A 20,069-nucleotide genomic window follows, 5' to 3' on the forward strand; every position below is an offset into this window, starting at 1 on the left:
CATGGTCTCCTCCTTAACTCGTAGATAGATGCCTCAACACCTATCTTGGCGCATAGCGACGCCGTTATGGAGTGGGGAGGAGACCATCCCATCTCTGAAAAAGACGGAAGAATGACTCGGTAAGAGCGCCTTTGGGCGTTGCCCCTGTCTTTCATCTTCCGGCTTTTTCCGTGTCCTTCCGTGGATTCCGCGGCCGATCAGTCAGTTGGTGTTGCTCGGCAACCACTCATCCACCCGCTTTTTCAGGTCGGCAATCTTGTCCTCGCCGGCGTCCTTTGCTTCGTTCATCCGGGTGCGCGCCTTTTCAACGTTTTCTTCCAGCTTCTGAATCTGTTCGGTGAATTCCTGCTGAATACGGGCCTCAGCCTGTTCATCTTCGGCTTTTGCCATCTTCTCTTCGGCTTGAGCGCGCAGGCTGTCGATCTTTTTGGTCCAGGCGTTGCTCTGGGTTTCGAGTTTTTTCACGATGGAATCTTTCAGGGACATGCGGCTTCCTCCTTTTGTCCGTCACCACTGTCTATAGATCACACTGTGCGGGCGGGCTATGACAACTCAAGGTCATTCGGGGCCGAATGCAATGACGAAGTGGTAACGTCGTCGGAAGGAGAGGGGGAAAGAGAAAACGGCGCCGCCCGGGAGGCGACGCCGTGACGGGGTTCTTTCGTTAGAAAAGAACCCGGCAGCGGATGGTCGCTTTCACGTGCTTGAGCTTCTCAAGTGCCAACTCGCTGTATTCCTTGTCCACATCGATCACGACATAACCAATGTCTTCATTGGTCTGCAGATACTGACCACAGACATTGATGTCGTTTTCCGAGAACACCCGGTTGATCTCCGACAGCACGCCCGGCACGTTCTCATGGATGTGCAGCAGTCGATGCTGGTTTGGGTGCGATGGCAGAGCCACTTCCGGGAAGTTGACCGAGGCCATGGTGGTGCCGGTGTCACTGTACAGCGTGAGCTTTTCGGCGACCTCACGCCCGATGTTTTCCTGCGCCTCGACGGTCGAGCCGCCAATGTGCGGCGTCAGAATGACATTGTCGAACTCCCGCAGTGGCGAGATGAACTCGTCGTCGTTGGAGCGCGGCTCCACCGGAAATACGTCGATCGCGGCGCCCAGCAGCTTGCCGCTGCGCAGCGTTTCGGTCAGCGCCTCAATGTCCACAACGGTGCCGCGGGAGGCGTTCATCAGGATGCTGCCCGGCTTCATCTGGGCGAGTTGCTCGGCACCAAACATCCAGCGAGTGGAGGGCGTTTCCGGAACGTGCAGGCTGACCACGTCGGACTGGTTCAGCAGCTCCTTGAGTGAGCCCACCTGCTTGGCATTACCAATTGGCAGCTTGGCCACCACATCGTAGAAGTACACGTCCATGCCGAGCGACTCGGCCAACACGCTGAACTGGGTGCCGATGTTGCCGTAGCCAATGATGCCCAGCTTCTTGCCGCGGATCTCGTAGCTGTTCTTGGCGGACTTCATCCAGCCGCCGCGATGGGCACTGGCGTTTTTCTCGGGAATGCCGCGCAGTAACAGGATGGCCTGCGCCAGCACCAGTTCGGCCACGCTGCGGGTGTTGGAGAATGGCGCGTTGAAAACGGCAATGCCCCGACGGGTGGCGGCCTTCAGATCCACCTGGTTGGTGCCGATGCAGAAGCAGCAGATGGCAACCAGCTTGTCGGCGTGCTGGAGCACGTCATCGGTCAGCTGCGTGCGAGAGCGGATGCCGATGAAATGGGCATCCGCAATCTTCTCTTTCAGCTCCGTCTCTGAAATGGCGTGCTTGATGTATTCGATGTTGGTGTATCCGGCGGCATGCAGGGTGTCCAGGGCGGACTGGTGCACGCCTTCGAGCAGCAGAATCCGGATCTTGCTCTTGTCGAGGGACGTTGTTGCCATGAGCGCTTCAGACCTTTCGTCACACGGATTACAGCGCCGGCCAGCGGGCGGATGCCGGGCCGGCTCGTAGAACAGGGCGCGTATGATACCATAAACGCCCTTTTTGACAGTGTCCGGATCGGCCCCGGACGCCACTTCATTGTGAACCGACATCACAGGATACGAGACGCACGACCATGACCCCTGAGCAGATTGTCACCGAACTGAAGGCGCTGCTGGACGACGGCAAGGTACTGGATGATCCGGAGAATCTCGACCACTACGGTCGCGACTGGACCAAAATGCACGCTCCCAAGCCGGTGGCGGTGGTGTTCCCCCGCTCGACAGAGCAGGTTCAGGCGCTGGTTCGGTTTGCCAATGAGCATCGGGTGGCTCTCGTGCCCTCGGGTGGCCGGACGGGTCTGAGTGCCGGGGCGGTGGCGACCAACGGTGAAGTGGTTGTGGCGTTCGACTACATGAATCAGGTGCTGGACTTCAGCCCGAGTGACCGGACTGTGCACTGTCAGGCGGGTGTGATCACCGAACAGCTCCAGCAGTTCGCCGAGGACAACGATCTGCATTATCCGGTGGATTTTGCCTCGGCCGGCTCCAGCCAGCTTGGGGGCAACCTGTCCACCAATGCCGGCGGCATCAAGGTGATCCGCTACGGCATGAGCCGGGACTGGGTGGCGGGCCTGACGGTGGTGACCGGCAAGGGTGACGTGCTGCATCTGAACCGGGATCTGGAGAAGAACAACACCGGCTACGACCTGCGCCATCTGTTCATTGGGGCTGAGGGCACGCTGGGCTTCATCACCGAAGCGACCATGAAGCTCACCCGTCAGCCGGACAACCTGACCGTGCTGGTTCTGGGTCTGAACGACTTGACCAATACCATGGACGTGCTCCAGACGTTCCAGAAGCAGATCGACCTGACCGCTTACGAGTTCTTTTCCCACGAGGCCATGCAGCACGTTCAGACCCATGGGTCTGTGCAGGCGCCGTTCGAAACCGAAGCGCCGTACTACGCTCTGCTGGAGTTCGAGGCCGTGTCCGATCAGGTGATGGACGATGCCATGACGCTGTTTGAGCAGTGTATGGAGAATGGCTGGGTGATGGACGGCGTCATCAGCCAGAGTGAAACCCAGGCCCACAACCTCTGGCAGCTTCGCGAGCGGATCTCCGAGTCCATCGCACCGCGCACGCCCTACAAGAACGATATTTCCGTGATCGTCTCGAAGGTGCCCGAATTCCTGCGGGAAATCGACGATGTCGTCACGCACCATTACCCGGACTTCGAGATCATCTGGTTCGGCCACATCGGTGACGGCAACCTGCACCTGAACATCCTCAAGCCTGAGGACATGTCGAAGGACGATTTCTTCGGGAAGTGCCAGCAGGTTAACAAGTGGGTGTTCGAAATCGTCGAGCGATACGGCGGCAGCGTGTCCGCCGAGCATGGTGTGGGCCTGATCAAAAAGGACTACCTCACCTACACCCGCCCTCCGGAGGAAATCGCCTACCTGCGCGGCATCAAGCAGGTGTTCGATCCGAACGGCATCATGAATCCGGGGAAGGTGTTTGATCTCGATTAAGAATTGATTGGGCCACGGAAAGACACGGAAAGCACGGAAAAACGAGGTGCAAGCAGCAAGGCGGGTGTCCTTTACTTCTTTGCGAGTTTGCGCCCGTAGGGCGCTTCCGTGCTTTCCGTGTCTTTCCGTGGCTGACAAACCGCTTTAGTCGTTCAGCGGCGGTCATGCTGGGTTATTTGTGTTGGGCTTCCTGCGTCAGCCCAACCTACAGTGACATTTCATTCATTGTTCAAGTCCGCAGGACGTTTCCGCGTCCTTCCGTGGATTCCGCGGCGAAATGGTCTTCCTACTCCGCCAGATACCCCTCCAATTCCTCCCGGAACGCGGCCTGCACGCCCAGACGTTTCATCAACCAGTAGTGCCCGGCGATCATGCGGTCGATGAAGATGCTCTCGACGGGCGGTTTGAAGTAGTCGAGGTACTCAAACACGGTCGGCGTTTTGGCGGCGACGTGCTTGTGAATGTCGGCGTGGGCAAAATCATAGGGCTGGTCGCCGCTGAACGGCCGGATGAAGATGTCCCGCCACATGGCGTAGTAGGCCTCATCCACGGCGGGCTTGGATTCGACGCGCGCACCAAGCGCGATCAGGTGCCGGTCGAGCGCGGCGTAATCCTGCTCGAGAGCGGCAATCAGGGCGTGCCGGTAGGCCTCCACGATGCGCGGTTTGAGCTGTTTGACGCAGCCGAAGTCATAGAGAATCAGCGTGCCGTCCGGGCGGAAGGCGAAGTTACCCGCGTGAGGGTCGCCATGAATGCAGTGGAACCGGAACAACTGGTCGGCCATGGTGGTGAAAATGCGATGCCCAAGCTGGTTGCGAACGTCCTGAGGGTAGCGCTCCCCGTCCAGCTCGCTGACATGGTCGCCCTCCACCAACGCCAGTGTCAGCACGCGGCGTGTGGAGTGCGTGTCGAACACGGCCGGGATCAGGACGCCGCCATCGTTCTGGTGAAACTCGCGGAAGCGTCGGATGTTCGCCGCTTCATTCTCGTAATCCAGCTCCTCCTGAAGACGTTCGCGGATCTCGCCAAAGAGCTGGTCGACGCTCTCCTTTGGCATTTTCAGGAGACCACCGAGCCTGAGGGCGGTGCGAAGCTGGCGCAGATCTGAGTCGCAGGACTCGTCGACGCCGGGGTATTGCACCTTCACGATGACGTCTTCGCCGGACTGCAGGCGCCCCCGGTGGACCTGACCGATCGACGCGGCGGCGTAGGGTGTGTCCTGAAGGTATTCGAAGAGTTCCCCGACGGGCTGTCCCAGTTCGGACTCGATCTGCTGCGCGATGACCTCGTAGGGCATCGGCGGCGCTTCTTTCTGGAGCTTCTGAAGGGCGTCAGAGAACTCGGCAGGCAGAAAATCCTGGGTCTGGGAGGCGATCTGCCCGACCTTCATGACCGCGCCTTTGAGGTCGCCAAGGGTGTCGACCACATCGTTTGCCATTCTGGAATAGCGCGCACTGCGCTGTTCGTCAGTTTCCTGCTGACCGAAGAATCGCCTTGCCCGGTTGCCGGCGTACTGGCCGGCAACGGACGCTGTCATGCCGGCGAGCCGGAAAAAGCGGCCGCTGCGGGTGGTGGTGGGTTTCTTTGCCATGGTGATGCTCGCTGGAAACGGAAAGGATCTTACGCTCAGACGACGGTGGTAGATCCCATCCTCATCTCACCCAGTGTCAAGGTCAACGTCTGACCGGAAGTCAGTTCGCCAACGCCTTCGGGGGTCCCGGTGAGGACGACATCGCCGGGTTCGAGGGTAAACGTCTGGCTGATATGGGCAATCAGCGGAAGGACCGGCGTGAGCATCTGGTCCGTGTTGCCGGTTTGGCGGGGCTTGCCGTCCAGTTCGAGCGTGAATCGCAAGGCGGCGGGGTCGCCGAGTTGATCCGGCGGGATGAATGGTGACAGTGGGCAGGCGCCATCAAAGGCCTTGGCCCGTTCCCAGGGATGTCCGTTCTCCTTCAGGCGGGCCTGGAGGTCGCGCAGTGTGAGATCCAGAGCAAGGCCGTAGCCGATGATGGCGCCCCGGGCGTCTGTCTCGGCGGCAGCGGTCAGGCGCTGGCCGATCAACACCGCCAGTTCCGTTTCAAAATGCACCGCGCCCCGATCCTGTGGCAGCCGGATCGGAGCATCCAGCGGCGTGAGTGCCGACGCGGGCTTCATGAACAGCAGTGGCTCGGTCGGGATCGGGTTGTTCAACTCGACCGCATGGGCCGCGTAGTTTCGACCCACGCAGACGATCTTTCCGACCGGGAGATCCATGGGTGTCTGATCCCACCACTGGTGCCGGTAGCCGCTCATTCAGTCGCCCTCAAACGCGCAGACGGTGTAGATGGGCAGTTTCTCTTCACGCAGTTTCGCCGATCCCCCCAGCCCTGGCAGGTCGATCATGGCAGCGACCTCGACGATGTCCGCGCCGATGCGGCGGATCAGGCGGCTGGCGGCCAGCATGGTGCCGCCGGTGGCGATCAGGTCATCCACCAGCACAACCCGGTCGCCGGGTTTGAAGGCATCCTTGTGGAGCTCGACGGATGCTGTCCCGTATTCCAGCTCGTAATCCTCGACCAGCGTGTCAAAAGGCAGCTTGCCTTTCTTGCGGACCAGCACGAGTCCGGCATTCAGCTCGTAGGCCAGTGCCGAGCCAATGATGAAGCCGCGCGCATCGACGGCGGCCACAGCGTCGATGCTCTCACCATGGTAGCGGTGGACAAAGGCGTCGATCAGCTTCCGGAAGGCGGTACGGTCCTGCAGAACCGTGGTGATGTCCCGGAACTGGACGCCCGGCTTGGGCCAGTCCGGCACGGTGCGGATGGCCTGGCGGATGCTTTCGGAGAAATAGTCCATGGTGTCGGCTTATTCGTTGAGGAACAGGAATTTCAGGATAAACACCACCGCAATGATGACAATGCTGGCATTGAGATGCGACCAGCGACCGCTCAGGGCTTTGAGCACCGCGTAAGTGATGAAGCCCAGGGCAATGCCATTGGCGATGGAGAAGGTCAGCGGCATCATCAATGCGGTCACCACGGCCGGAGCGGCGTCGGTGATGTCGTCCCAATCGATCAGCTTCAGGCCGCTGGTCATCAGTGCGGCGACATAAAGCAGGGCGGGCGCCGTGGCGTAGGCGGGAATGATCTTGGCGATGGGTGACAACACCAGACAGGCAAGGAATAGCAGGGCGACCACCACCGCGGTCAATCCGGTCCGACCGCCCGCCGAAATGCCAGCGGTGGATTCGATGTAGCTGGTGGTCGTGGAGGTGCCCATGGCGGCACCGGACATGGTCGCGACCGAGTCGGACATCAGCGCACGCCCGAGCCGTGGCAGCTTGCCGTTCTCGTCCAGAAGACCCCCGCGCTGAGCGGCGCCGATCAGGGTGCCGGACGTGTCGAACAGGTCCACGAACAGGAACGCGAACACCACGCTGATCATGCCGACTTCCAGCGCACCGGCAACGTCCATCTGCATGAACGTGGGTGCCAGGCTGGGTGGTGCCGACGCCAGGCCGTTGTACTCGACCATGCCCAGTGTCAGGGCAACCAGAGTGATGACGATGATGCCAATCATGACGGCACCGATCACGCGTTTGTAAGCCAGCGCGCAGATCAGGAGGAAGCCTCCGAAAAACATCAGGCTCTCCGGCGACTTGATGTTGCCCAGACTCACGAGCGTGGCGTTGTCATCCACCACCACACCGGCGTTCTTGAACGCGATCAGAGCGAGGAAAAAGCCGATCCCCGCGGAAATGCCGAACCGCAGGGACATGGGAATGCTGTTAATAATCCACTCCCGGACCCGGAAAATGCTGAGCAGGAAGAAGATGACACCTGACAGGAATACGGCGCCCAGCGCTACTTGCCAGCTGTAGCCCATGCTGCCGACCACCGTGAACGAGAAGAAGGCGTTCAGGCCCATGCCCGGCGCCAGGGCAATCGGATAGTTCGCCCACAGACCCATGATCAGGGTGCCGATGGCGGCGGCCAGACAGGTTGCAACGAAGATGGCCCCGAAATCCATCCCGGTGGCGGACAGAATACTCGGGTTGACGACGATGATGTAAGCCATCGTCAGAAACGTGGTGATACCGGCAATGACCTCGCGACGCACCGTCGTGCCGTGCGCCTTGAGCTGGAAGAGTCTTTCAAGCATGGAAACGCCCTGCGGAGTTTGAGTCGAACGCAAAGGCGAAATGGTACCGGTACAGGTGAGGCGCGCCAAGCGACAGATGACCGACTAATCCGAACGGCCGCGGAGTGAGTATCTCTTTCTGAACGTTGCCAATCGAGTGAACAGGAGCCTTCGCCATGAGTCTCGTCCGGCTTGCCTATGCCAGCCGCGCTGCCTTTGAGGAGCGTCCCGCCAGTATGGGCGTGGAGCCTACCGTCGCGCGCATTCTTATGGCGTCGCGGCGTAATAACCCGAAGCAGGACATCGTGGGTGGTCTGTATTACGGAGATGGCTGCTTTTTTCAGTATCTGGAAGGACCTGCTTCGGCTGTTCGGCAGCTCTACCAGACCATTCAGAGTGATCCGCGCCATACCGACGTCGTCACGTTGCTTGAGGAGCCGCTGGAGGCCTATACGTTCAGCGCTTGGTCCATGAAATACGTGCCCACCGACGATGCGGTCGGCAGTCTGCTCTCGGAATGGAATATGACTCGGTTCGATCCGTTCGAGTTCGACGACCTGCTTACGGACGCCATGATCCGCCTCATCGGTCAGGAAGCGAATCAGGAAGCGCTACCCGCCAGTGGGGCAGAAAGGTCCCGCGCTCCTGCGACGGCCGAGGGACGTTGGGAGCGCAACGTATTGCTGATGGTTGCCGGTGTGCTGATTGCCGGGTTTGTCGTCTCCGGTGTGATTCTGCTGTGATGGTTTACCGCTATTCGCCAGATTGATCGGCCGCTCTGAATGGAATTGATTTGCCCGATGCTCCCATCCGGGCTAGCGTGGTCGCCATGCCACTATCAAGAATGGAGACGGACCATGCGAGCCATCCTCTGCCAGGAATACGGACCCGCCGAAAAGCTGGTGATCGGTGACCAACCGTCGCCAGAGGCCAAGGGCCGCGGCGTGAAAATCCGTGTCAAAGCGGCCGGGCTGAACTTTCCCGACACGCTGATCATCAAGGGTGAGTACCAGTTCAAGCCGCCCATGCCGTTCTCGCCGGGCGGCGAAATGGCGGGGGAGGTGACCGCCGTCGGGGAAAAGGCCAGTCGCTTCAAGCCAGGTGACCGGGTCATGGGGTTGAGCGGGTTTGGCGCCTTCGCCGAGGAAATCGTCGTCGCCGAAGACAACCTCATTCCGGTTCCGGATGGCATGAGTGATGAGGAAGCGGCTGCCTTCACGATGGTATACGGCACCTCGTACTACGCGCTTAAACAACGCGCCAATATTCAGCCCGGGGAAACGCTTCTGGTGCTTGGGGCCAGTGGTGGCGTCGGGCTGGCGACAGTGGAGCTGGGCAAGGCCATGGGGGCGGAGGTAATCGCAGCGGCCAGCAGTCAGGAGAAGCTCGAGGTGGCGAAGGAAGCGGGTGCCGACCACGGCATCAACTACACCGAAGAGCCACTGAAGGAGACGGTCAAGAAGCTGACGCGCAACAAAGGTGTTGATGTGGTCTACGATCCGGTCGGCGGAGACATGACCGAGCAGGCCCTGCGGTCAGTCGGCTGGAACGGTCGCCACCTGATCATTGGCTTTGCGGCGGGCGACATTCCGAAAATCCCGGCCAACCTGCCGCTACTGAAAGGCTGCTCCGTTGTGGGCGTGTTTTGGGGCACCTTCACCCAGAAAGAGCCGGAGGCGAGCGCCCAGAACATGATGGAACTGTTGAAGCTCCACGGCGAGGGCAGGATCACGCCCCGCATCAGCGAGGTCTTCGCGTTCGAGGACTACGTGAATGCGCTGAATGCGCTCAGTGAGCGTCGGGCGAAAGGGAAGCTGGTGCTAAAAGTCGCCAATTGATCAGTCGGCCCCAGACGCAACAAGGCCCCGGGCGCGAGGCATCCGGGGCCTTGTCGATTTGGCCGTCACGGCTGTGATTATCCGAGTATTGGCCTCACGCCCTGACGTCGATCTGGCTGCCCACGTTGGGGTTGGCGCTGGTCGGGGACGTCGGCACACTCTGTGACACGCCCTCGAGCAGTTGCAGCGCGCCCGAGCTGGCCATCTCCTGAGCGGATTTCAGCACACTGATCTGCACCTGCTGCTGGACCTGTGACTGGTTCAACTGCGTGGCGAAACTGGCAAGTGAGGAGGTATCCACGGTTCCGACTCTCCGATAACATCAGACAACGGTTTCAACGTACCACTCTGGGTGTCGCATCGAAACCACCGGTCGCCAATGCTTGCAATTCATTACATTCGGTGACCGCATCACTTGATCAGAGTGAGCACATCCCGGAATTCCGACGCCTGGCAGTCCCCCATCAGCTCATACAGTGCCATCTCGACACCGGTCATGCCGACGCCGTTCGCGCTCATTTTCGCCAGCGCCATGGCCTTGCTGTCGGGGTCGCGTGACGAGGTGCCATCGGCGACCACTTCCACGCCGTAGCCGTGGTGAATCAGGCCCAGCGCGGTCTGGTAGACGCAGATATGCGTCTCAATGCCACAGATCAGCCAGTTGTCCACATTGGCGTTTTCCACCGCTTCCATGAACCGGGGCTCGCCGCAGCCACCGAAGCTGGTTTTCGCGATGGGTTCCAGTGGGTCGAGCGCGTCGCGCAACGGATCGACCGTGCGGCCGAGTTTGTCCGGAATCTGCTCCAGCCAGAGTGTCGGTATTCCCAGTATGCGGGCGGCCTTCACCATCGTGACGGCGTTATCGATGAGCCGGTCACTGTTCTGCACCAGCGTTGCGAGCTTGCCCTGAATATCGACGATGATGAGGCCAGTGTTGTCCTGTCTCAGCATAAGCGTTCTCCGGCTGGTCTATTTCCGGATTAAACCATGATCCACCAGCTGCCGAAAGAACTCGTTGACGGACTCTTCCATCGGACGGTATTCGATGCCCAGCTCCTTGCGGCTCCGGCTGTTGTCAGCGCGGAAGGGTTTGTCGACGTTCCGGGCGACGAATGGCCGCGTCATGGCTTTGTTGACCATGGGGCCGGTGAGCCAGACGAGCCATTTGGGCAGGGTGCGTTTGGGCAGCGGGTAATCGTTGCCAAAGCGGGGTTTCAGGGCGTCGGCCATTTCCGGGAATGTGGTGTTATGGCCGGAGACGATGTAACGGCCGTTCGCTTGCGGTGTGAAGGCGGCGCGCAGGTGGGCTTCCGCCACTTCGCGTACATCGACGAGCCCGATGCCGATATTCGGGACGCCCGGTTTCATTGCGCCATTGCCGAACTGCCTCAGAATGTTAAAGCTTTCCGAGGTGGCATAGGGGTTGATGCCCGCGCCGACCACCAGCGATGGGTTGATGGTCACCAGGTCCCAGCGGTTCTGAGCGTTGACGATTTTCCAGGCCTCCTGCTCGGCCAGCGTTTTCGAATAGGAATAGGCCTGATGGTCCAGGGATGAGCTGGTGTTCCAGATGTCCTCTGTAAACACGCCGTTGGGCGTCTGCTCCAGATCGGCATTGTCGCCGTAGATGGCGGCGCAGCTGCTGGTCAGCACGACACGACGGACCGAGTCGATCTCGTTCACCGTCTCCAGCACGTTCCGGGTACCAAACTGAGCCGGTTCGATCAGTTCTTTCTGAGGATCCCGGACATCGGTTGTGAACGGCGAAGCGGTATGGAAAACCACAGAGCAGCCATCCATCGCTTCGGCGTAGGAACCCGGTTGAAGCAGATCGGCCTGGAAGTAGCGGATGACGCCCGGCGTCTTCTCCGCGATGGCGTTGAGGTATTTCAGTTTCTCGTTGTCATCCGGGTTGCGCACGGCGGCATGGACCGTCAGGCCCTCTTCAAGCAGCCTTTCCATCAGTCGGCCCGCCACGTAGCCCGTGGCGCCGGTGACCATGACCGGTTTGGTGGTGTCAATCTCCATGGTGTGTGCCCTCTGGTCAGCGATGTCGACAATCATCATGATCGTTTTACCATGCGATGTAACTGGCAACACGTGCCAGTGTGCAGGGGCGGGACACTGGGCCGCATTAGTCATCAGCGACAGGGTGTACACGGGACCGCGTATGAACGAGTCTGACATTGACGACATCATACCCGATGTACGGGACGGCCTGACCCGCACCGAGCGGATTGTGCTGACAGTGCTTTACGAGACTCAGAAAGAGCGGGGCGGTCGTGACGTTCCTACGGTGATGCTGTACGGACGCGTCCTGGAGTACGTGGACGTCAGTGAAGAGGCGTTTCATGATGTGTTGTACCGGTTGGGCGTGAGATGACGTGGATGATCGTCGTAACGGGTGGTGGCCGTGAGAGTGAACCGATCAGAACGCCGTTTGTTTCTCCTTTCCATCTTTGGGCCGGGGCTGCTGGCTTTCGCGGCGTTTCTCGTGCTGTCTGGCGCAATGAATTCGCCCCCTGAGTTCCGGGAACTGATCGTGAAACAGGGGGCCGTGTCGGCGGTGGGGCAGGCGAACGCCCACCGTTTGCTCATTCTCCACGATGGCAGTCGGCGCTATCGGCTCCGTTCCGATTGCCCCTGTAACCGTCGGTTGCCGGGGCATGAGGTGACCGTCTGGGTTGAGCCGGATCTTTGGGGGCGTGATCGGTACGACGTCTGGGAGTTACGGATGGGCGATCGGACTCTGCTGAGCTACGGCGACAAAACAACAGCCGTGAGACGGCAGAACCGAAAGGCGGTAAAGATCGGGGGAGGCCTCATGGTGGCGGCTCTTCTGGTCTTGCCGTTCTGGTGGCGACATTCGTCCGCTACAAGATCCCGTTCATCATCTTCGGCTGGATCGCGGCCATGATGCTCTGAATTGTGTGTCCCTTGCACACCGTGCCGGGTACACGCTGTGCGAGGGAGTACTCTGCGTTTTTAAGGAATTGATCCGCACTTCCTTAAGGCATCCAAACACTTGACTTGTCTATTGACTGGATCGGTGTCGTGCGCTCGCGTGCATAACGTGGTCGACTGATGGCCACCTCAATCCGTGTTGAGCAACAAAGGCGTTCATGTCGGATACATCAAAGCGAGCCGTCTGGATGAAATCGAGGGCCTCCCGTGGCGTGCCCATGAAACGTTCCATGCCGGGAAGGCTCAGCGTTGCCTTTACCAGCCCCTTCGGTAGGTAGAGGCGGGGTGGTGTCACGCCGAGGGCATCGGCGAAATGCGAAAGCGTCGTTGGCCAGTCGGGTGTTGTCGGGTCCAGAGCGAGCATGGACCGACCTCGCGTGGTCGAATCTTCAATGCACCGGGTCAGCATGTCAGCCAGGGTATCGACGGCAATCAGCGGTAACCAGTGAGCGCTGGAGCCGGGGGCAATGGCCATCCGGCCTGCCTTCAGATTATCGATCAGCATGGCCAGCGGTTGCCCGGGCGCCAGTTCGCCGGTCTGCGAATGGCCCGCCAGGGTGCCGGGATTAACGACAGTCAGTGGCACATTGTTTTTGGCTGCCAGGCGCTTCACGAGGAAGTGTGATTCCAGTTTACTGGCTTCGTAGGCTCCGGCCCGTCGATAGACCCGATCCCAGTCCGCAAATCCTGATTCCGGGTTGATGCCCAGATGCACCAGATGGGATCGGTTATGGGTCATGAATCCGGAAACCATTGTCAGATCCGCCCCTTGTTGTCCGCACCACTGCACGATCCGGCGCGTCCCCTCCGTATTGACAGCACGTGCCTGGTCTTTCCTGAGACGCCAGTCAAACAGGGCGCCCAGATGCAGTACCTGGTCGACCGTCCCAAGTGCCGATGGGATGGGGGAGTCCCAGCCGAATCCGGCGCGGGCGAGGTCGCCTTTGATTCCGTGGAGGCGTTCGTGATCGCCACCGAGACGTCGGACCGTCTCACGTAGGACTGGCAGGCGGTCCGGCCGCCGCATTAGCGCATGGACCTGATGACCTTGGCCGGTGAGTGATGCGAGCGTGTGCTGACCAATGAAACCGGTACCTCCGGTCGCGAGAACGTGGTGTGTCATGGGGCCTGCTCCGTTCCGTGTGACGAGTCTGGAGAAAGGCTAAACTGTTGAGTGAACTCAACGGTCAACAGTGGTTTTCATGCGTATTGGCGAACTGGAATCACGAAGCGGTCTGAGCCGACACACCATCCGGTATTACGAGAAGGAGGGATTGCTGTCGCCTCCATATCGGCAGAGCAACAACTACCGGGTCTACCCGGAATCTGCCGTGAAGGATCTGCTGATGATCCGGGAGCTCAAGGCGATGGATTTCACGCTGGCGGAAATCCGGACCGTATTGGGGGCCATGCGGTCCGGCGACATGGACTGTGCCCTCGGTGCCGCCCTGGTCCGGAACAAACGCCGTGCCGTCGAACAGCGGATGACGGCGTTGGGTCAGTTGCTGGAGACACTCCGCACCGAGGAGGACCGGCTGCGAGCCAGTGCAGAGGCTCTGGGGAAAACCGTTCCTGAAGAAACGTGATGGACACTGGCGGCTCAGGGGCCGTCGCCCCTTGTCCCGGTAGTCAATCGGAACCGGGTGGTGCAGTGGTAACGTTCTCCCTCTGACCTTCAAGCGACGAAGAGAGCGCCCAATGCCCCAACCTGTGACCTGGCGAGCCCTCCTGGTCAGCAACCTGATCACGCTGCTGATTGCACTGACCGTTGTTGCGGCCGCGTTGTTTGTTCTGTCCCGCACACTGATGGACGAGTTGCCGGACGGGGTGCTGCCGTTCCGTGTGACTCTGCCCGAGGGCATGAGGGCCCGCGTCACCAATGACGTCGATATTGAAGTCCCGTTGAAAGACACGGTGCGGGTGCCGATAACGGAGACGCTGTCGACGCAAGCGAGTGTCGACACGGAGGTACCGGTTGCAATGACGGTCGATGTGAATCAGCGCATCCCGGTCAATACGGAGCTGCGTATTGATACGTCGATGGAGGCCCGTATTCTTGGTGTCTGGACAGAATTACCGGTCCGGGGCTCTGTGCCGATCGAAATGAGTGTGCCGGTCTCCATGTCCATTCCCATTCAGCAGACCATACCGCTAAAACTGGACACCCCGGTCAGCGTCGCGCTGGATGAAGACCTGTCGATCCCCGTCGACACTACGTTCCGCAGCCCTGTACGGATGCTGTCGCCGCTGGCTATTGAGGCGGAGCCGCTGGTGATGGGTATCACTGCGCCTTAGGTGGTCTGTGGCGCTGAGCGGCGATTGGCAATGTCACGTTCCAGACTCCCGCTGAAGCCGGTGGCATTGCCCTCATGATCGAACAGATGGCTGTATGCAGACCGGATGCCGGACACAATGAACTCATGCGGCACATCCGGGAAAACGCCATGGTCTGCCACGTATTCCATGTGCGCGTCGCCGGAGGCTGTGTAGGCCTGGAAGACGGAGTCGTGGTAGCCGTCGAACTCGAGCGGTTCGACATTCATCGTTTCACACAGGGCAGCGTTGAATGCCGGAGTTGCTTTGACCCACTGGCCGGCGATAAACAACTCGATATAGCCGTGCATCCGGAAGATGTCCGACTGCAGGAACTCGATCAGCCGGGGGCGAGTGTCTCGTCTGGTTAATTCGCTGACTGACTGAGCCCCTGAAAGGTCTGAGAGCAAGGCGCGATGGCGAAGGTTTGGTGGTTCCAAATCGAGGCAGCGCAACGCGGCTATCAGACCTTTCAGGGGCTCCCTAAGGGCGCGCCGCTGACGGCTCTGGAGCGGCGTTGTCAGCCCTTGACGGGGAGTGACCCCGCCTGCGGACTGACGCCTTGCCCAGAACCGTCAGAGGCGCGCAGTCAGTCAACGAATTAACCAGACGAGACACTAGAGAGATGGTTGCGCACATCGGCGAGGCCAAGACGGCTGGGGATGCCAATGGCGCGGGCCGCTGAGCCCAGCAGAACGGCTTTGGGAATGCAGTAGCTCTCGCCCCTTTTGAGTGCGTCGCTGGCTCTAAAGGAGGATGCGTTCGTCTGAAACACATAGGGGTTGTACCGAATGCCGTCCCGAACCGCGAGATAGAGGTGTTGGATCTGTGTAACGGGATCGTCGCCCACACCATCCAACTGGCGGCGAATCCAGGCCTCGACGTGCGGGTGGTCGTAATCAAAAAACGGTGTGGGCGCCAGAAAGGGATCCATGGGCCATCCTCAGGCAGATTGATCAGCGTTCAGCATAGGTGAATAGCAGGCTACTGACTATGGTGAAACCGACCTTGTCGGGTGACGGAAACGCTCAAAATGGTTGGCCGCTCCATGGCGCTGCCCTAGGATGGTCGCCATCGCAACCGAGTTGAGCGCCCATGAAGTTCCGTTTGAACGGTCACGTTGTCCATCAGGTCGAGGATGCGCTGGGTAAGATCCAGGTCCTGGACTATCGCAAGCACCGGGTCCTCTGGTTCGATTCGGTGTTTGAGCAGAGCAAGATCGCTCGACGGCGACCGCATCTGCCGGTCCATGAGTACAACCGCGCGATGCTACTACCGGTGATCGACCGGGAGCCCGCGCATGCTACGGTGCTTGGCGTGGGTGGGGGTGTCATGGTCAGCGCGCTGCACCACCTCGTGCCCGCCTGTGTCATTCATGGCGTGGAACTGAGAGAGGCGGTGGTGACCATCGCAAGGGACTGGTTCTCCATGCCGGACGATGATCGGGTGCGGATCTCTGTCTCCGATGCCCGGCCGGCCCTGCACGCGATGCCTGCGGACGGAACGGACCTGATTCTCGCGGATCTCTACACGGCAACGCGAATGAGTACAGCGCAGGGCGAGCGCCGTTTCATCGACCGTTGTCACCGTGCGCTCGGCCCCTGTGGCTGGCTGGTCCTGAACTTTCACCGGGCTCCCGATCTGGATGGGGCGCTGCTCCGCCAGCTCCGCCGGCTGTTTGCCGATGTCCTCCTGTATCGGACCAAAACCAACAACTTCGTGATTTACGCAAGCCGGCGCCCTGTTGCGATTCCGCGCCCGGATTCCGAGCAACTCGACCGGCTTGAGGCGCGTTTGCCGATTGGCTGGGCCAGGCTGGTACAGCGTCTGGTGTCGAGCGGGCGCATTGATCAACCGTTGGGGGGCACGTCATGACGACACCGTGTATCGAGAATGCCGGCGTTGACGCGTGGATGGTTCGATTCGCCGATCAGATCAACCCCGACAACCAGCGCTGGATCCGTGCCTTCTGCCGCCAGTGCCGGGCAGTCTTCGGTCCGGCGCTGGTGGACCTGGTGCCGTCGTACACCACCGTCCTTGTCCAGTACGATCCCTGGCAGATGACCGACGTGGCGGCACGAGCTACGTTGTCGGATCTTCTCGACCAACTTGCGCCAGAGAGTGCTGAGACCGTGGGTCGTCTGGTGGAGCTGCCGGTCTGGTACGACGTGAGTGTTGGGCCGGAACTGGCGCTTATCGCGGAACAGACCGGCTGGACGATGGAACAGGTGGCGAGTGCGCACGCTGCTGGAGAGTATCAGGTGTTCGCGCTCGGGTTTGTGCCTGGCTTTGCGTTTATGGGACTGGTCGATCCCGCGCTTGCGACGCCTCGGCTGGCCACCCCGCGTCAACGCGTTCCAAAAGGCAGCATCGCCATTGCCGAACGCCAGACATCGGCTTATCCGCAGGTCACACCGGGCGGCTGGAACCTGATTGGTCGGACGCCGCTAACGCTGTTCGACCCGCAGAGTGACCCCATGACGGTTCTGGAGGCCGGCGATCGCGTCCGGTTTGTGCCGATCACCCGCGACTGTTTTATCGAGCTTGGCGGCGACACAACGCCGGTCGGGGAGGGCAGCGCATGAGCGGAACGGGCCTGCTGAGAGTCGAAAAAGCCGGGCCACAGGCACTGTTACAGGATGCCGGGCGCTTCGGGGTTCGGCATCTGGGCATGACCCAGGGCGGGCCGATGGACTGGCACGCGGCGGGTTGGGCCAATGCGCTGTTGGGTAATCCAGCCTCGGCCCCGGTTCTGGAAATCGCCATGGGTGGGCTGACCCTGATGGCCGAAGCCGATGTAACGCTCGCGCTGTGCGGGGCCGATCTGGGGGCCACGGTCAACGACCGGGCTCTGGCGCCCTGGCAGCGCGTTGAGCTGAACAAGGGCGACCGGCTGGCGTTTGATCTGCCCCGCTCCGGAATGCGGGCCTACCTGGCAGCGCCGGGAGGCTGGATTGGCGAGGCCAGTCTGGGCAGTGTCGCCTGTGTCACGCGGGAAGGACTGGGTGGCCACAAGGGCGGCGGTACCGCGCTGGAAGCGGGGGACACGCTGCGATTCCCGGCGGCCCGCCCGGACCCTATGCCGGTGGCGTCGGAAGTGCCTGAGGCGTACCGGGTCGATTATCAGCAACCGGCCCGGTTGGGGCTGATTCCCGCCGGTCAGATCGCCGCGTTTGATGGCCGTAGCCTCTATGAGGCATTCAACCGCGAGTGGCAGGTGGATACCCGTGCGGATCGGATGGGCATTCGCCTCACCGGCCCGGTGCTCACCGGACCGTTGCCCGCCATGGTGTCCGAAGGCATTGCTCCCGGTTCTGTTCAGGTTCCGCCGGACGGGCAGCCGATCTGCCTGATGAACGACCGCCAGACCATCGGTGGATACCCGAGGCTGGGCACGCTGAGCCCCGTCGCACGGGCGCGGCTGGCCCAGTGTGCCGTTGGCCACCCCGTGCGCCTGACTGCCTGCGGGGTGGGTGTGGCAAGAGCGCAGTGGCGGGCGGCGATCGAGGCGATCACCGCCTTCGGGGCCATCAGAAGCTGATGTCCCCGTCCTCAATCTGCCCGAAAACGGCCTCGTCCACGAGCACGTAGCCCTGGCGTTTGGGCAGGGCGGCGTAGACGGTGCCGGAGCCTTTGGAGGGATCGAAGCCGGCCTTCTGCAGATCCACCTTCTTGTACTTGAACGTGCCGGTCTTCTCGATGGCATCGGCCACGCGGACGAACACCGGCACAGCGTAGGGCGGGAGATTCTCGCTCAGGAACCGATAGAGGGGGTCCGGATCGAACTGGTCCGCCGGGCCCTGGGGCACGATCGTGGCCATGCCGGCCTTGCCGTTGGTACCGGGGATTTCCACGCCGTAGACAATGGCTTCCTCGACCAGGCCGGATTCGTCGATGATGTTTTCCACTTCCGTGGTGGACACGTTTTCCCCTTTCCACCGGAATGTATCGCCCATGCGGTCGACGAACTGCAGGTGGCGGAAGCCAATCTCCTTGAGCACGTCACCGGTGTTGAACCACTGATCACCCTTCTTGAAGACGTCACGGAGGATCGACTTTTCCGTCGCGTCTTTCTGGGTGTAGCCCTCGAAGGACCACTTTTTGGTGATCTGGCCCAGCAAGAGGCCCGGCTCACCCGGTCTGACCTTCTCCATGTAGCCCTTTTGGTTGCGCACCGGATCGCGGGTGCCCTCGTGGTAGCGCACCAGGGCATAGGGCGCTGTAGAGAAGCCCACCGTATTATCGATGTTGAAGAAGTTGCTGAAGCCGATGTTGCCCTCGCTGGAGGCGTAGAGCTCGGCGACAGTCTCAATGCCGAACCGTTCCTTGAAAGGCTTCCAGATGGACGGCCGCAGGCCGTTGCCGATCATCTTGGTCAGGTGGTGATCCCGGTCCTTCGGGCTGGCCGGCTGGTTGAGCAGGTAACGGCACAGTTCACCCACATAACCGAAGGTGGTGGCTCCGAAGTACCGGACGTCGTCCCAGAAGGCACTCGCCGAGAACTTGCGGCGCATGGCGATGGCCGAGCCGCCGGCCAGCGCCGAGCCCCAGCACACCAGCAGCGCGGTGCCGTGGTAGAACGGCAGGGTGCAGTACAGAACGTCTTCCGGACCCATATTCAGCGACATCAGCCCGAAACCGCCGTACGCCCGCACGAATTTGGTGTGGGAGCCGGGGGCGGCTTTCGGCAGACCGGTGGTGCCCGAAGTGAAAAGGTAGATGGCCGTGTCACCCATGGTCGGCGGGTTGACCACGGCCGGGTTGTGACGGGGGTACTGACTGACCTGTTCGGCCAGATTGACCCAGCCTTCCGGCGCGTCGCCGAACTCGCGGCGCGTATCCGCATCGGCCAGGTACAGCAGCGGGTTGTCGTGACCAAACCGGATCTGGCCGCGGACTGCCTCGAACGGTTCCAGCAGTTCGCTCCCGACGACGATCATCTGTGGCTCGATCAGGTTGATGCTGTGCTCCAGAACACGGCCTTTCTGGGACGTGTTCAACATCGCGCAGGCCACACCGAGCTTGGCGGCCCCGATCACGAACGCCAGCAGTTCCGGGCGGTTCTCAAGGAACACTGCAATGCTGTCGCCCTTGCTCAGGCCCTGCGCGCGCAGATAGTGCGCAATGCGGTTCGCCCACTCATTCAGCTCGCGGTAGGTGATGCGCCGGTCCTCGTAGAGAACGGCCGGCCGATCACCATGCCTGGACGCGTTGTGCTCAATGATGGAGCCGAGCGTCACGCTTTTGCGCTCGCTCTTGAGGGAGTAGTAGAAGAGCCCCTTGGCAATGGCCGGCGCCCGGCGAATGACGCCGGGCAACTGACGGGCGATGTCGAGGGTCGAGATGCTTTCCTGGGTCATGCTGTGA

General features: G+C 60.9%; 21 protein-coding genes and 1 pseudogene. 9 read left to right on the plus strand and 13 right to left on the minus strand.

The annotated features are described in order from the left end of the window. Nucleotides 1-201: 201 nt before the first annotated feature. Together C8D92_RS12125 and serA are read right to left on the minus strand one after the other, a co-directional pair. Nucleotides 202-486 carry a hypothetical protein gene (locus tag C8D92_RS12125; protein WP_095611042.1) on the minus strand — a complete coding sequence of 95 codons (285 nt, stop codon included), beginning with the start codon at nucleotides 484-486 and terminating at the stop codon, nucleotides 202-204. 178 nt (nucleotides 487-664) lie between these two features. Beyond that, complete coding sequence (serA, locus tag C8D92_RS12130) at nucleotides 665-1,894, minus strand: phosphoglycerate dehydrogenase (RefSeq protein WP_095611051.1); 1,230 nt, start codon at nucleotides 1,892-1,894, stop codon at nucleotides 665-667. Between the two features lie 176 nt (nucleotides 1,895-2,070). Here serA and C8D92_RS12135 point away from each other — a divergent pair, with 176 nt between their 5' ends. Beyond that, a complete protein-coding gene (locus C8D92_RS12135; protein WP_116919502.1) occupies nucleotides 2,071-3,468 on the plus strand; it encodes an FAD-binding oxidoreductase in 1,398 nt (465 codons plus the stop codon). Nucleotides 3,469-3,754: 286 nt separating this feature from the next. Here the strand turns inward: C8D92_RS12135 and C8D92_RS12140 are convergent, their stop codons facing one another. Genes C8D92_RS12140 through C8D92_RS12155 form a run of 4 tightly spaced genes read right to left on the minus strand, consistent with a single transcriptional unit; the run spans nucleotide 3,755 to nucleotide 7,608 of the window. Continuing rightward, entirely contained in the window at nucleotides 3,755-5,059 is a 1,305-nt protein-coding gene (locus tag C8D92_RS12140) for an ABC1 kinase family protein (RefSeq protein ID WP_116919503.1), read from the minus strand. 35 nt (nucleotides 5,060-5,094) lie between these two features. Next, nucleotides 5,095-5,760 (minus strand): fumarylacetoacetate hydrolase family protein, encoded by a 666-nt coding sequence (locus C8D92_RS12145; RefSeq protein ID WP_116919504.1) that lies wholly within the window; start codon nucleotides 5,758-5,760, stop codon nucleotides 5,095-5,097. After that, nucleotides 5,761-6,303: an adenine phosphoribosyltransferase gene (locus tag C8D92_RS12150; protein ID WP_116919505.1), complete on the minus strand. Its 543-nt coding sequence runs from the start codon at nucleotides 6,301-6,303 to the stop codon at nucleotides 5,761-5,763. It lies immediately after the preceding gene. Nucleotides 6,304-6,312: 9 nt separating this feature from the next. Next, nucleotides 6,313-7,608, minus strand: coding sequence for an NCS2 family permease (locus C8D92_RS12155; protein WP_116919506.1), 1,296 nt, complete (start codon nucleotides 7,606-7,608; stop codon nucleotides 6,313-6,315). Nucleotides 7,609-7,763: 155 nt separating this feature from the next. Between C8D92_RS12155 and C8D92_RS12160 the strand changes: the two genes are divergently transcribed. Both C8D92_RS12160 and C8D92_RS12165 read left to right on the plus strand, forming a co-directional pair. Next, complete coding sequence (locus C8D92_RS12160) at nucleotides 7,764-8,330, plus strand: BLUF domain-containing protein (protein WP_116919507.1); 567 nt, start codon at nucleotides 7,764-7,766, stop codon at nucleotides 8,328-8,330. 114 nt (nucleotides 8,331-8,444) lie between these two features. After that, entirely contained in the window at nucleotides 8,445-9,425 is a 981-nt protein-coding gene (locus tag C8D92_RS12165) for an NADPH:quinone oxidoreductase family protein (RefSeq protein WP_116919508.1), read from the plus strand. 94 nt (nucleotides 9,426-9,519) lie between these two features. Here C8D92_RS12165 and C8D92_RS12170 read toward each other — a convergent pair whose 3' ends face one another. From C8D92_RS12170 to C8D92_RS12180, 3 genes are all read right to left on the minus strand, one after another. Further along, on the minus strand, nucleotides 9,520-9,726 hold the full coding sequence (locus C8D92_RS12170) for a putative motility protein (RefSeq protein ID WP_116919509.1): 207 nt from the start codon (nucleotides 9,724-9,726) through the stop codon (nucleotides 9,520-9,522). Nucleotides 9,727-9,836: 110 nt separating this feature from the next. Further along, on the minus strand, nucleotides 9,837-10,376 hold the full coding sequence (locus tag C8D92_RS12175) for a hydrolase (protein WP_116919510.1): 540 nt from the start codon (nucleotides 10,374-10,376) through the stop codon (nucleotides 9,837-9,839). A gap of 18 nt (nucleotides 10,377-10,394) precedes the next feature. Beyond that, the gene (locus C8D92_RS12180) at nucleotides 10,395-11,492 is read right to left on the minus strand and encodes an NAD-dependent epimerase/dehydratase family protein (RefSeq protein ID WP_207775173.1); all 1,098 of its coding nucleotides are present in this window, start codon (nucleotides 11,490-11,492) and stop codon (nucleotides 10,395-10,397) included. 103 nt (nucleotides 11,493-11,595) lie between these two features. On the opposite strand from C8D92_RS12180, the gene C8D92_RS12185 reads away from it, so the two are divergent. After that, nucleotides 11,596-11,808, plus strand: coding sequence for a hypothetical protein (locus tag C8D92_RS12185; RefSeq protein WP_116919511.1), 213 nt, complete (start codon nucleotides 11,596-11,598; stop codon nucleotides 11,806-11,808). 651 nt (nucleotides 11,809-12,459) lie between these two features. On the opposite strand, the gene C8D92_RS12190 is transcribed toward C8D92_RS12185, so the two are convergent. Further along, nucleotides 12,460-13,512: an SDR family oxidoreductase gene (locus tag C8D92_RS12190; protein WP_116919512.1), complete on the minus strand. Its 1,053-nt coding sequence runs from the start codon at nucleotides 13,510-13,512 to the stop codon at nucleotides 12,460-12,462. A gap of 79 nt (nucleotides 13,513-13,591) precedes the next feature. Between C8D92_RS12190 and C8D92_RS12195 the strand changes: the two genes are divergently transcribed. Together C8D92_RS12195 and C8D92_RS12200 are read left to right on the plus strand one after the other, a co-directional pair. Beyond that, nucleotides 13,592-13,975, plus strand: coding sequence for a MerR family transcriptional regulator (locus C8D92_RS12195; protein WP_116919513.1), 384 nt, complete (start codon nucleotides 13,592-13,594; stop codon nucleotides 13,973-13,975). A 112-nt stretch (nucleotides 13,976-14,087) separates the two neighbouring features. After that, nucleotides 14,088-14,684 (plus strand): hypothetical protein, encoded by a 597-nt coding sequence (locus C8D92_RS12200; RefSeq protein ID WP_116919514.1) that lies wholly within the window; start codon nucleotides 14,088-14,090, stop codon nucleotides 14,682-14,684. Here the strand turns inward: C8D92_RS12200 and C8D92_RS12205 are convergent. Then, a pseudogene (locus C8D92_RS12205) lies at nucleotides 14,681-15,052 on the minus strand (cysteine protease); the annotation flags it as partial. The gene C8D92_RS12200 and the pseudogene C8D92_RS12205 sit on opposite strands and share 4 nt — an antisense overlap. A gap of 251 nt (nucleotides 15,053-15,303) precedes the next feature. Then, nucleotides 15,304-15,636, minus strand: coding sequence for a transglutaminase-like domain-containing protein (locus tag C8D92_RS12210; protein WP_116919515.1), 333 nt, complete (start codon nucleotides 15,634-15,636; stop codon nucleotides 15,304-15,306). A gap of 161 nt (nucleotides 15,637-15,797) precedes the next feature. Here C8D92_RS12210 and C8D92_RS12215 point away from each other — a divergent pair, with 161 nt between their 5' ends. From C8D92_RS12215 to C8D92_RS12225, 3 genes are read left to right on the plus strand one after another with little or no spacing between them, the layout of a single operon-like run. Then, on the plus strand, nucleotides 15,798-16,577 hold the full coding sequence (locus C8D92_RS12215) for a spermidine synthase (protein ID WP_116919516.1): 780 nt from the start codon (nucleotides 15,798-15,800) through the stop codon (nucleotides 16,575-16,577). Then, nucleotides 16,574-17,287 carry a 5-oxoprolinase subunit PxpB gene (pxpB, locus tag C8D92_RS12220; protein WP_116919517.1) on the plus strand — a complete coding sequence of 238 codons (714 nt, stop codon included), beginning with the start codon at nucleotides 16,574-16,576 and terminating at the stop codon, nucleotides 17,285-17,287. The genes C8D92_RS12215 and pxpB overlap by 4 nt, the downstream gene beginning before the upstream one ends. Then, entirely contained in the window at nucleotides 17,284-18,243 is a 960-nt protein-coding gene (locus C8D92_RS12225; protein ID WP_116919518.1) for a 5-oxoprolinase subunit C family protein, read from the plus strand. The genes pxpB and C8D92_RS12225 overlap by 4 nt, the downstream gene beginning before the upstream one ends. On the opposite strand, the gene C8D92_RS12230 is transcribed toward C8D92_RS12225, so the two are convergent. Further along, nucleotides 18,233-20,062, minus strand: coding sequence for a long-chain-acyl-CoA synthetase (locus tag C8D92_RS12230; RefSeq protein ID WP_116919611.1), 1,830 nt, complete (start codon nucleotides 20,060-20,062; stop codon nucleotides 18,233-18,235). The genes C8D92_RS12225 and C8D92_RS12230 overlap by 11 nt on opposite strands. Nucleotides 20,063-20,069: the final 7 nt, after the last annotated feature.

Origin of the sequence: Tamilnaduibacter salinus (assembly GCF_003096655.1) — a bacterium.
Classification (GTDB): domain Bacteria; phylum Pseudomonadota; class Gammaproteobacteria; order Pseudomonadales; family Oleiphilaceae; genus Tamilnaduibacter; species Tamilnaduibacter salinus.